Raw genomic sequence first — 12,027 nt, forward strand, 5'->3', positions numbered from 1 at the left:
ACGCCGACAAGATAGGTTAGAGAACATGATTCAGAAGCTACTGCTCGTCGCGCACGTGCTGATCGCCCTCGGCATCATCGCCTTTGTGCTCATCCAGCGCGGCAAGGGCGCGGAGGCCGGCGCTGCCTTCGGCAGCGGCGCGTCGGGCACGGTGTTCGGGTCACGCGGATCGGCCTCGTTCTTGACGCGGACTACCTCGGTGCTCGCGACCGCGTTCTTCGCGACAAGCCTCGCCTTGGCCTTCTTCGCCAATCAGCCGATTCGCCCCGGAGCGGGGAGCGTGATCGGTGCGGAAGAGGTCGGCGCGGGTTCCATCATGGAGCCGGACGTCCCAGCCGCCGTGCAGGAGGACGAACTCCCGGACGCCCCAGAAGGTACGTCGCAAGAGGAGGACGGCTCGCGCTGACGCGCATGCCTGGGCGCCCGCTGCGGGCGCCATGATCAGCTTTGCGGATGTGGTGGAATTGGTAGACACGCTGTCTTGAGGGGGCAGTGGCGCGAGCCGTGCCGGTTCGAGTCCGGCCATCCGCACCATCTTCTCGGCGGCCCCTCTTCGCGGGGCCGCCATCGGTTGCGCAGACGCACACAACCATCGTCTTGAAGGCCCTTCGCTGCTATTATTCCCGCCCGTCAAAGTTTGTGGATGGGGCAAGCGATGGTAGCCGGGTATCTCCCGATTCTTATCTTCCTGATGGTGGCCCTCGGCATGGGTATCGCCATGATCAGCATGGGCTTTCTGTTTGGTCATGGACGCAAGGACGGGGAGAAACTCTCAGCGTACGAGTGCGGCTTTGAGCCGTTCGAAGATTCGCGAAACCGCTTCGACGTGCGCTACTACCTGGTCGCCATCCTCTTTATCATTTTTGACCTTGAGATCGCCTTTCTTTTCCCATGGGCGGTGTCCCTGGATAGCATCGGCGGTTTCGGCCTTGTGTCCATGGCCGTCTTCCTTTTCATTCTCGTTGTGGGTTTCATCTACGAGTGGCGAAAAGGGGCACTGGAATGGGATTGAATGCGCCGGACGCCGTCCCGGCAGAGGAGGGCGCGCTCGCTCCTATCGCCCAAGGCAAAGGGTGGGCTACGACCTCCATCGACACGCTCTTCAATTGGGCTCGTACGGGTTCGATGTGGCCGATGACCTTTGGCCTCGCCTGCTGCGCGGTTGAGATGATGCACGCTGGAGCAGCGCGCTACGATCTCGACCGCTTTGGTGTGGTGTTCCGCCCCAGTCCGCGTCAGTCGGACGTGATGATCGTTGCGGGTACGTTGGTGAATAAGATGGCACCGGCGCTGCGCAAGGTTTACGACCAGATGCCGGAGCCTCGTTGGGTGATCTCCATGGGCTCGTGCGCTAACGGCGGTGGCTATTACCACTACTCCTACGCCGTCGTTCGGGGCTGCGACCGCATCGTGCCCGTGGATGTCTATGTACCCGGCTGTCCGCCTACGGCCGAGGCCTTGGTCTACGGCATCATTCAGCTGCAGAAGAAGATCCGCCGCACGCACACCATCGCGCGGCAGTAGGAGCTCATGAGCGAGACACTAGAAACGGTCGCTGGCAAGCTGACCGAGCGCTTTGGCGAACGCGTTCGCCAGGTGCTTTCGGAGGTGGGAGAGCTAACCATCGAAGTGGCCTCAGGCGATTGGCGCGAGGTTTCTACGGCCCTTCGCGACGAGTGTGGCTTCGAGATGCTCATGGATCTGTGTGGAGTTGACTATCTCGACTATGGGGTAGATGAGTGGAAGGGGCAGCGCGCGACGGGGTCCGGTTTCAGTCGTGGCGTGAATCGTGGTGTCTCTCAGGCGAGGGTATCGGCAGACCGTAAGCGCTTCGCGGTAGTGATTCACCTTCAGTCGATCGCACACAACTTGCGTATGCGCGTGCGCACCTATTGCGACCAGGACGAAGCACCGCTGATGGATTCACTGGTCGAGGTGTGGTCGAGCGCTGACTGGTATGAGCGAGAGGCCTTCGACCTGTTCGGTATCCTCTTCGACGGACACCCAGACCTGCGCCGCCTACTCACGGACTACGGCTTCATCGGCCACCCGTTCCGCAAAGACTTTCCTCTCAGCGGGCACGTTCAGGTGCGCTATGACCCTGCCGTCGGGCGCGTCACGTACGAGCCCGTCGACGTGGAACCACGTACCCTCGTGCCCAAGGTCATCCGCGATGACCATCGCTACGAGGACGCGCTTCAGGAGGTCGGTTCCTTCCGTGACGCGCCGCCTACGACTACCGAGGAGAAGACCTAAGTCATGGCGGAGATTCAGAACCTCACGATGAACTTCGGTCCCCAGCATCCAGCTGCCCACGGGGTGTTGCGCCTGGTGTTGGAGATGGACGGCGAAGTGGTGCAGCAGGCAGACCCTCACGTCGGACTCCTCCATCGCGGCACGGAGAAGCTCGCCGAGAGCAAGCCTTTCAACCAGAGCATCGGCTACATGGACCGCCTTGACTACGTGTCCATGATGGCCAACGAACACGGCTATGTGCTGGCCATCGAGAAACTACTGGGCGTCGAGGCGCCCATTCGCGCCCAGTACATCCGAGTGATGTTCGATGAAATCACCCGCATCCTTAACCACCTGATGTGGCTGGGGGCGCACGGACTCGACATTGGCGCCATGTCAATGTTCCTGTACTGCTTCCGCGAGCGCGAAGACCTGATGGACTGCTACGAGGCCGTCTCCGGTACACGCATGCACGCTACGTACTATCGGCCCGGCGGGGTTTACCGCGATCTCCCGCACACGATGCCCGAATACCGTGCGAGCGAGTACCGCAGTCAGGCCGAAATCGACAGGCTGAACAAAAACCGCGGCTCTCTACTCGACTTCATCGAGGACTTCACCGAGCGCTTTCCTGGCTGCGTGGACGACTACGAAACGCTGCTCACGGATAACCGCATCTGGAAGCAGCGCACCGTGAACATCGGAGTGGTGACGCCCGAACGAGCCATGCAGCTGGGGTTTTCCGGTCCGATGCTGCGGGGCTCGGGGGTCGAGTGGGACCTGCGCAAGAAGCAGCCCTATGAGGTCTACGACCGCGTCGACTTCGATATCCCCGTCGGCGTCAACGGCGACTGCTACGACCGCTACCTGGTACGCATGGAGGAATTGCGCCAGTCGAACCGCATCATCAAGCAGTGCGTGGAATGGCTACGCGCCAACCCAGGCCCCGTCATGCTCGACGATCACAAGATCTCCCCGCCCAAACGCAGTGAGATGAAGGGCGACATGGAGAGTCTGATCCACCACTTCAAGCTGTACACGGAAGGCTACTGCGTACCGGAGGGAGAGGCCTACGCGGCCGTGGAGCATCCCAAAGGGGAGTTCGGCGTGTACATCGTCTCGGATGGCGCGAACAAGCCCTATCGGGTAAAGGTACGCGCCGCCGGCTTCGCGCACATTGCGGCCATGAGCGAGATGGTCACGGGCCACATGCTCTCGGATGTGGTAGCGGTGATCGGCACCCAAGACATCGTATTCGGGGAGATCGACCGATGAGCGCGGAACCGCGGTTGGGCGAGGGCGAACTGTCGGCTCACACGCGCGAGGAAATCGACCACTGGCTGGGCCGCTTTCCGACCGAGCGCAACCGTTCGGCGATTCTCGGGGGCCTGCGGGCGGCTCAGCACCAGAACGACGGCTTCTTAACCACTGCACTGATGGACGCGGTTGCCGACTATATCGGCGTGCCACCGGTTCAGGTGTACGAAGTTGCGGCGTTCTATTCCATGTTCGAGACCAAGCCCGTAGGCCGGATCTCGATCTCCGTGTGCAACAACGTCTCGTGCATGCTGCGCGGCAGCGACGAGATCACCGCCCACCTCGAACGCAAGCTGGGCATCAAACGCGGTGAGAGCACAGCTGACGGCAAGTTCTACCTAAAGCCGGAAGAGGAATGTCTGGCCGCCTGTACCGGCGCGCCGATGATGATGGTAGACCACGTCTACCACGAGTACCTCACGCCGGAGAAGGTGGATCAGATTCTGGATACGATCGAATGACGACAGAGAACACTAACCTCGTGGCCTTCGCCTCGCTAGGGGTCGATGAACCGTGGACGCTTGAGCGCTACCGGGAGATCGGCGGTTACCAGGCGTGGGAGAAGATCTTGCGGGAGCAGATTCCGCCGGAAGAGGTCATCGAGATCGTCAAAGCCTCCGGCTTACGCGGTCGCGGCGGTGCCGGCTTCCCGACGGGGCTTAAGTGGAGCTTTATGCCACGAAATGCCCCTGGCCAAAAGTATGTGGTCTGCAACTCGGACGAGAGCGAGCCGGGAACGTGCCACGATCGCGACATTCTGCGGTACAACCCGCATGCACTCGTGGAAGGCATGGCTATCGCCGGTTACGCCATGGGCGCGACGGTCGGCTACAACTACATTCGCGGTGAGTTCATCGCCGAGCCCGTGCCGCGCTTTGAAGCAGCGGTGAAGGAAGCCTATGGAGCGGGCATGCTCGGCGAGGACGTTCAGGGCAGCGGCGTCGACTTCGATCTCCACACCTACGTGGGCGCCGGGGCCTACATCTGCGGTGAGGAGACTGGGCTGCTCGAGTCGTTGGAAGGGAAACCCGGCCGACCTCGCTTCAAGCCACCGTTCCCGGCCAACTTCGGCCTCTACGGCCGACCGACCACGGTCAACAACACCTACACGCTCTCATCGGTGCCGTCGATCATCCGCAAGGGTGCGGAGTGGTTCGCCAACCTCGGACCGAAAGGGGCGGGTGGGACCGCCATCTATTCCGTGTCCGGCCACGTCGAGAAGCCCGGTAACTACGAGCTGCCCATGGGCACCCCCTTCGCCGAGCTGTTGGAGCGCTGTGGGGGCGTGCTTGGCGGGCGCAAGCTCAAGGCCGTAATTCCTGGGGGATCATCGGTGCCGGTGGTTCCGGGCGACACGATGATCGCCGTGAACCTCGACTACGACTCGCTGAAGAACGCCGGTTCCGCGCTGGGCACCGGTGCAATCATGGTGATGGACGACACCACCTGCATGGTCCGCGTGCTCGAACGCATCTCGCGCTTCTACTACGCGGAGAGCTGCGGGCAGTGCACGCCATGTCGTGAGGGCACGGGCTGGATGTACCGCGTGATCAAACGCATTCGCGCAGGGAAGGGTAAGCAGGAAGATCTGGACATGCTCGTCGATGTGGCCAACAAAATTGAGGGTCACACGATCTGCGCCCTCGGGGATGCGGCAGCCTGGCCTGTGCAGAGTTTCATGAAGCACTACCGCCACGAGTTCCAGCACTACATCGATCACGGCCGACCGTTGGTGGTAGACACCAGCGTCGCTGCCTGAGGCATGAGATGAGCGACGATCCGAACACCGTGCACCTGGAGGTTGACGGGGTCCCCGTCGAGGGACGTAAGGGCCAGATGATCATCGAGGTCACCGATGCCCACCAGACCTACGTGCCTCGCTTTTGCTACCACCACAAGCTGTCCATCGCGGCGAACTGTCGCATGTGCCTCGTGGAAGTCGAAAAGGCACCGAAGCCGCTGCCCGCCTGCGCGACGCCGATCGGCGAGGGGATGAAGATCTGGACCCGCTCGCCCCGCGCCATCGCTGCCCAGAAGGCGACGATGGAGTTCCTGCTGATCAACCATCCGCTTGATTGCCCGATCTGCGATCAAGGCGGCGAGTGCGAACTGCAGGATTTGGCGATGGGGTTCGGTCGCGGGATCTCCCGCTACACCGAAGCGAAGCGCTCGGTGGACGACGAGAATCTCGGTCCGCTGGTGTCCACCGACATGACCCGCTGCATCCACTGCACGCGCTGCGTGCGCTTCGGTCAGGAAGTGGCCGGCGTGCCCACCCTCGGAGCGATGGGGCGCGGCGAGAACATGGAGATCAGCACCTTCGTCGAGAAGACCATCGACCACGAGCTTTCGGCCAACATCATCGACTTGTGCCCAGTCGGTGCGCTAAACAATAAACCGTTTCGCTATCGCGCACGGTCCTGGGAGATGACCCAGCACGCACTCGTCTCACCGCACGACTGCCTAGGCAGCAACCTCTGGGGGCACGTGCACCGAGGCGAGCTGCTGCGCGTGGTGCCGCGTGAGAACGAGGCGATCAACGAGACTTGGATCGCGGACCGTGACCGCTTCAGCTGCGATGCCGTGTATCACGAGGATCGCGTGAAGCAGCCGCGCATTCGCCGCGACGGGGAATGGGTCGAGACCGACTGGAGCACCGCGCTCGAGTTCGCCGTTGAACGCCTGCGCGCGGTCACGGCGGATGGGGGCGAGGCCCTTGGCGCCTTGGCGGCGCCGTCGTCCACACTCGAAGAGCTGTATCTCCTGCAGGCTCTTAGTCGCGCGCTCGGCAGCAACAATATCGATCATCGCCTGCGGCAGGGGGACGTTCGCGACGATGCGCAAGGCGTGCAGGTGCCGGGCATCGGCATGAGTTTGTACGAGCTAGAACAGCTCGATGCGGTACTGGTGATCGGGAGCAACGTGCGCCGAGAGGTGCCGATCTTGGCACACCGCCTGCGCAAGATGGCCCTGGCCGGGCGGGCCGTCTCCTTCATGAACCCTGGCCGATACCCGTTCACTCACCCGATCGCCGCCTACCTGGACTGCGAGGACGCTACGGGCCTAGTCCCAGCCCTGGCGCGCGCCGTGAGCGCCGCCGCCACCGCCACCGAGGTAGGCATTCCAGCGCCACTCGTGGAGGTGTGCAATCAGCACGGCGCCGCGGACGACGGCGCACGAGCCCTTGTCGAGCAGCTGCTAGGTGGCGAACAACGGGCGGTGCTCGTGGGCGCCCTGGTGCAACGGCACGCGGATGGTGCGCTCCTGCGCGCTCTGGCGCGCGCTCTGGCGCGCATCACCGGTGCCCGCTACGGCGAGCTGACGGAGGGTGCTAACAGCGCCGGCGCCTACCTCGCGGGGGCAATCCCCCACGGGCTGATTGGCGCGTCACCGGCGCCGACACCGGGCCTTGGGGCCCAGGCGATGCTGGCGAACTCGCGCGCGGCGTACTTGCTTGTGAACGTTGAGCCCAGCAACGACTGCTTCGAAGGCGAGCAAGCGCGAGCGGCCTTTGCGAAGGCGCAGTGCGTGGTCGCCCTAAGCGCGTTCCGCAGCGCGGAGCTGGACGACGTGGCGGACGTGATCCTGCCCGTAGGCACCTTCGCCGAGACCGACGGCACCTACGTCAACGCGAGCGGCGACTGGCAGTCTGTCGCGGCCGCAGCGCGCAGCCTGGGCGAGTCACGCCCCGCGTGGAAGGTGCTGCGGGTGCTCGGCACGATGCTAGACCTGGAAGGCTTCGATTACACGAAGTGCTCGCAGATCACGGATCAGGTGCGCGCAGCAGTCGAGTCGCGAAGCGAATCCGCTGTAGAATCCGCGTCGCTCGGCGAGTTCGCCGTTCGCGGCGGCGGCAGCAGCGACTGGCCGATGTACACGATCGACCCCCTTGTACGCCGGGCTGCACCCCTGCAGTCGACCGCGGAGGGCGGCCACAAGGACCCGGTCGCGATCTGAGCTTGCGGTCGATACCCAGCGCAAAGCGCTGCATGGGCACCATGCGCGCCTGAACAGTCAACGAGAACGCGAAGAGCCAAGATGCCGCTACCGCCTGCACTACTCGACGTCGTCCTGATCCTTGTGAAGATCGGCGTCATTCTCGTGCCGCTCATCCTGTCGGTGGCCTACCTCACCTATGCGGAGCGCAAGGTTATCGGGCACATGCAAGCGCGCCTGGGACCGACGCGGGTGGGTTTCCGAGGTCTCTTGCAGCCCTTCGCAGACGTCTTCAAGCTACTGCTGAAGGAAATCGTCGTACCGTCGAACGCCAACCGCTTTCTCTTCGTCTCCGCGCCGATCTTGTCCCTGACGCCTGCCTTCGCTGCCTGGGCCGTAATGCCCTTAGCGCCGGGCTTCACCTTGGCGAACGTCGATGCTGGGCTGCTCTACGTGCTCGCCCTGACGTCCCTCGGCGTGTACGGGGTTATCTTGGCGGGCTGGGCTGCGAACTCGAAGTATGCCTTTCTTGGGGCCATGCGCTCGGCGGCGCAGATCGTAGCCTACGAGATCGCAATGGGGTTCGCGCTCGTCGGCGTACTCATGGTGGGCGGGAGCCTCAACCTCGGTGACATCGTACACGCGCAGGCGGGGAGCATCTTTCACTGGTTTTGGTTACCGCTGCTGCCACTGTTCGTCATCTACTTCATCTCAGGCGTGGCGGAGACCAACCGTGCACCGTTCGATGTAGCGGAGGGCGAGTCGGAGATCGTGGCCGGCTTCCACGTCGAGTACTCGGGCATGGCCTTCGCCATTTTCTTCCTCGCCGAGTACGCGAACATGATCCTGATCTCGGCGCTTGCCGCGGCCATGTTTCTCGGCGGTTGGCTGTCACCTTTCGAAGGCGTGCCGTTTCTTGGCGGCACGCTCCTAGCGGCGCCGGGCTTTCACTGGATGGGCCTGAAGACCGCCGTATTCCTCTTTCTGTTCCTTTGGTTTCGCGCCACGTTCCCGCGCTATCGCTACGACCAAATCATGCGATTGGGCTGGAAGGTGTTCATTCCCGTCACGATCGTTTGGCTGACCGTCGAAGGCATCGCCGTGTACTTCGACGTGCCGCCATGGTTCGACTGATGAGTGAGGGTGGGCCGATGACTTCGCTAGGAGATCGCTGATGGGCCTGGGCACCGTCTCCAAGACCTTTTTCCTAACCGAGCTGCTCAAGGGCATGTCGGTGACGTTCCGCCAGTTCACGAGCAAGGGCGTGACGCTGCACTACCCGGAAGAGAAGACGCCGCAGTCGCCCCGCTTCCGTGGGCTGCACGCCCAGCGTCGCTATCCAAACGGGGAGGAGCGGTGCATCGCGTGCAAGCTGTGTGAGGCCGTATGCCCCGCACTCGCCATTACCATCGAGTCAGATATGCGCGATGACGGTACCCGCCGGACGACGCGCTATGACATCGACCTGTTCAAGTGCATTTACTGCGGCTTCTGCGAGGAGGCGTGCCCGGTTGATGCAATCGTCGAGACTCGCATCCACGAGTACCACATGGAGGCACGCGGCGAGAACATCATGACCAAGGACAAGTTGCTCGCCGTCGGCGATCGCTACGAGGACATGATCAACGCCGACAAAGCGGCTGACGCGGCTTACCGCTAGGCTCACGAGGACCTCACGTGTTCCAGACCATCCTGTTCTATCTCTTCGCGGCTGGTGTGCTCGCCTCCGCCGTCGGCGTGATCAGCTCGCGCAACCCGGTGCATTCGGCGTTGTTGCTAGTGCTGACCTTCGTGCAGTCGTCGGTGTTGTGGCTGCTTGCGGATGCGGAGTTTCTGGCGATCGTCCTAGTGCTCGTCTACGTCGGTGCGGTGATGGTGCTGTTTCTGTTCGTCGTGATGATGCTCGATGTCAACGTCGAGAAGGTGCGCAAGGAGGCCGTGCGTTACGGTCCGATCGGAGTCTTGACCGGGTTGATCGTGGTCGCTGAGCTCGGCTACGTCGTCTGGGCCAACCGCACAGGCACCCTCCGGCAATTCGCCGCAGCGCCACGGGATGCGGGCACCAGCAACACGCAGGAGCTCGGCGCCGTGCTGTATACCGAGCACTTCTATCCTTTCGAGATTGCAGCGGTCATCCTACTGGTCGCGATCATCGCGGCGATCGTACTGACGATGCGCAAGCGACCAGGACTGAAGCAGCAGGACATAGGCAAGCAGGTCTCAGCACGACGTGAAGATCGCGTACGGCTGGTGAGCATGCCGGCAGAGACCAAGCGATGAATATGCTGCCCGAATACCTCGTATTGGGTGGACTGCTCTTCAGCCTTGCGGTCGCGGGGATCTTTCTCAATCGTCGCAACGTGATCCTGTTACTCATGTGCGTAGAGCTGCTGTTGCTAGCAGTGAATTACAATTTTGTGGCCTTCTCGCGCTACCTCGGCGATGAGCAAGGCCAGGTCTTCGTGTTCTTCATTCTGACGGTCGCAGCGGCGGAGGCGGCGATCGGGCTAGCAATCTTGGTGGTGCTCTTCCGTACACGCAAGTCGATCAACGTCAGCGAACTGACCACGATGAAAGGCTAGGGCACGATGCAGGGAACGTACCTCACAATCGCCTTGGCGCCCCTCGCCGGCGCACTCATTGCCGGTCTCGGTGGCAAGCAGATCGGTCGTCAGGGCGCACACGTGATCACCATCGCGGGCGTGGCGATCTCCTTCGTATTGTCGCTCGTGGTGCTGCGCCAGGCGCTGGGAGGCGAAGTCTTTGATGGGCCGGTCTACACGTGGATGGCCAGCGACGGTATTCGCTTTGACGTTGGCTTCCTAATCGATCGACTCACGGCCACGATGATGTGTGTGGTGACCTTCGTGTCGCTCATGGTGCACGTCTACACCATCGGCTATATGAAGGAAGACCCAAGCTATCAGCGCTTCTTCAGCTACATCAGCCTGTTCACCTTCGCCATGTTGATGTTGGTCATGGCCAACAACTTCATGCAACTGTTTTTCGGCTGGGAGGCAGTGGGCGTTGCGTCTTATCTGCTCATAGGGTTTTGGTTCAAGAAGCCGACGGCGATCCACGCCAATCTTAAGGCGTTCCTCGTCAACCGCGTGGGCGACTTTGGGTTTCTGCTCGGGATCGCGGCCGTGGTGCACGTATTCGGCAGCGTCGATTACGCAACCGTGTTCGATGCAGCGCCGGCGGCCGCCGAGCTGCGCTTCGGCGGGGGCAGCGGCCCGCTCGCAATGACCGTCATCTGCCTGTTGCTCTTCGTTGGCGCCATGGGTAAGTCGGCACAGGTGCCGCTGCACGTATGGCTGCCGGACTCCATGGAAGGGCCGACACCGATCTCCGCGCTCATTCACGCCGCCACCATGGTCACCGCCGGTATCTTCATGGTGGCTCGCATGTCGCCCCTATTCGAGCTGTCAACGACAGCGCTCAACACGGTGCTGGTCATCGGCGCCACGACTGCCTTCTTCATGGGCCTGCTCGGGGTCGTGCAGAACGACATCAAGCGGGTGGTGGCCTATTCGACCCTCTCCCAGCTCGGGTACATGGTTGTCGCCTTAGGGGTCTCGGCCTATGCGGCCGGCGTTTTCCATCTGGTGACGCATGCCTTCTTCAAGGCGCTCCTGTTCCTGGCGGCAGGCTCGGTGATCATCGCCATGCACCACAAGCAGGACATGCGAGAAATGGGCGGCCTGCGCAAATACATGCCGATCACCTACTGGACCTCATTGCTCGGCTCCCTCGCCTTGGTCGGCGCGCCGTTCTTCTCCGGTTTCTACTCGAAGGATGTGATCATCGAGGCGGTCCACGCCTCGGAGTTACCGGGCGCACACTACGCCTACTGGGCGGTGCTGCTTGGCGTGTTCTTCACCGCGCTCTACACGTTCCGCATGTTCTTCATGGTGTTCCACGGCGAGGAACGCATGGACGCCGAGACCAAGTCACACCTCCACGAGTCACCCTGGGTGGTGACGGTGCCGCTCGTGCTGCTCGCGATTCCATCGGTAGTGCTGGGGGGTATGGCGATCGAACCGTTCCTGTTCGATCACTTCTTTGACGGAGTGATCACGGTCGATCATCACCATGATGTGCTCCATCACGTGGGTGATCACTTCAAGGGAGCCATTCCCTTTGCCCTGGCATCCGTGAAGCACCCGCCGCTGTACCTGACGGTCGCCGGCGTAGGGTTGGCTTGGTACCTGTTCCTACATCGCCCGCAGTTGGCGACGGTGCTTGCCCAGCGCCTGTCCCCAGTAAACGCCTTGCTCGTCAACAAGTACCACTTCGATACGGTGTACGAGCGGGGGCTCGCAGCGGGCACGCGGCTGCTAGGCCGTAGCCTGTGGAGAATCGGCGATGTGAGCGTGATCGATGGGGCCCTTGTGAACGGGGCCGCGAACACTGTTGGCTGGATCTCAGGCGTGGCCCGCCGGCTGCAGAGCGGCTACCTCTACCACTACGCGTTCGCCATGATCATCGGGCTTGCGGCCATGCTTGGCTGGCTGCTGACGGAAGGGAAGTAACTAG

13 protein-coding genes and 1 tRNA gene are annotated in these 12,027 nt (G+C 62.4%); all 14 read left to right on the plus strand.

Annotation, left to right across the window (positions count from 1 at the left end; translation table 11 throughout):
* The first annotated feature begins 25 nt into the window (after positions 1 to 25).
* The gene (gene secG, locus AAGA68_05925) at positions 26 to 406 is read left to right on the plus strand and encodes a preprotein translocase subunit SecG (GenBank protein ID MEM9384579.1); all 381 of its coding nucleotides are present in this window, start codon (positions 26 to 28) and stop codon (positions 404 to 406) included.
* 43 nt (positions 407 to 449) lie between these two features.
* Positions 450 to 534: transfer RNA gene (locus AAGA68_05930), tRNA-Leu, on the plus strand.
* 121 nt (positions 535 to 655) lie between these two features.
* Positions 656 to 1,012, plus strand: a complete 357-nt coding sequence (locus AAGA68_05935; protein ID MEM9384580.1) for an NADH-quinone oxidoreductase subunit A — start codon at positions 656 to 658, stop codon at positions 1,010 to 1,012.
* Positions 1,003 to 1,524, plus strand: coding sequence for an NADH-quinone oxidoreductase subunit B family protein (locus tag AAGA68_05940; protein ID MEM9384581.1), 522 nt, complete (start codon positions 1,003 to 1,005; stop codon positions 1,522 to 1,524). The genes AAGA68_05935 and AAGA68_05940 overlap by 10 nt, the downstream gene beginning before the upstream one ends.
* A 6-nt stretch (positions 1,525 to 1,530) precedes the next feature.
* A complete protein-coding gene (locus tag AAGA68_05945) occupies positions 1,531 to 2,256 on the plus strand; it encodes an NADH-quinone oxidoreductase subunit C (GenBank protein ID MEM9384582.1) in 726 nt (241 codons plus the stop codon).
* 3 nt (positions 2,257 to 2,259) lie between these two features.
* A complete protein-coding gene (locus tag AAGA68_05950; protein ID MEM9384583.1) occupies positions 2,260 to 3,510 on the plus strand; it encodes an NADH-quinone oxidoreductase subunit D in 1,251 nt (416 codons plus the stop codon).
* On the plus strand, positions 3,507 to 4,013 hold the full coding sequence (gene nuoE, locus AAGA68_05955) for an NADH-quinone oxidoreductase subunit NuoE (protein ID MEM9384584.1): 507 nt from the start codon (positions 3,507 to 3,509) through the stop codon (positions 4,011 to 4,013). The genes AAGA68_05950 and nuoE overlap by 4 nt, the downstream gene beginning before the upstream one ends.
* A complete protein-coding gene (gene nuoF, locus AAGA68_05960) occupies positions 4,010 to 5,311 on the plus strand; it encodes an NADH-quinone oxidoreductase subunit NuoF (protein ID MEM9384585.1) in 1,302 nt (433 codons plus the stop codon). The genes nuoE and nuoF overlap by 4 nt, the downstream gene beginning before the upstream one ends.
* Positions 5,312 to 5,319: 8 nt before the next feature.
* On the plus strand, positions 5,320 to 7,509 hold the full coding sequence (gene nuoG / locus AAGA68_05965) for an NADH-quinone oxidoreductase subunit NuoG (protein MEM9384586.1): 2,190 nt from the start codon (positions 5,320 to 5,322) through the stop codon (positions 7,507 to 7,509).
* An 81-nt stretch (positions 7,510 to 7,590) separates the two neighbouring features.
* The gene (nuoH, locus tag AAGA68_05970) at positions 7,591 to 8,622 is read left to right on the plus strand and encodes an NADH-quinone oxidoreductase subunit NuoH (protein MEM9384587.1); all 1,032 of its coding nucleotides are present in this window, start codon (positions 7,591 to 7,593) and stop codon (positions 8,620 to 8,622) included.
* 40 nt (positions 8,623 to 8,662) lie between these two features.
* Positions 8,663 to 9,148 carry an NADH-quinone oxidoreductase subunit NuoI gene (gene nuoI, locus AAGA68_05975; GenBank protein ID MEM9384588.1) on the plus strand — a complete coding sequence of 162 codons (486 nt, stop codon included), beginning with the start codon at positions 8,663 to 8,665 and terminating at the stop codon, positions 9,146 to 9,148.
* Positions 9,149 to 9,165: 17 nt separating this feature from the next.
* The gene (locus AAGA68_05980; GenBank protein ID MEM9384589.1) at positions 9,166 to 9,768 is read left to right on the plus strand and encodes an NADH-quinone oxidoreductase subunit J; all 603 of its coding nucleotides are present in this window, start codon (positions 9,166 to 9,168) and stop codon (positions 9,766 to 9,768) included.
* A complete protein-coding gene (nuoK, locus tag AAGA68_05985) occupies positions 9,765 to 10,070 on the plus strand; it encodes an NADH-quinone oxidoreductase subunit NuoK (GenBank protein MEM9384590.1) in 306 nt (101 codons plus the stop codon). The genes AAGA68_05980 and nuoK overlap by 4 nt, the downstream gene beginning before the upstream one ends.
* Positions 10,071 to 10,076: 6 nt before the next feature.
* Positions 10,077 to 12,023: an NADH-quinone oxidoreductase subunit L gene (gene nuoL, locus AAGA68_05990; GenBank protein ID MEM9384591.1), complete on the plus strand. Its 1,947-nt coding sequence runs from the start codon at positions 10,077 to 10,079 to the stop codon at positions 12,021 to 12,023.
* The last annotated feature ends 4 nt before the right edge of the window (positions 12,024 to 12,027 follow it).

Source organism: Pseudomonadota bacterium, from assembly GCA_039193195.1.
Taxonomy (GTDB): domain Bacteria; phylum Pseudomonadota; class Gammaproteobacteria; order Steroidobacterales; family JBCBZW01; genus JBCBZW01.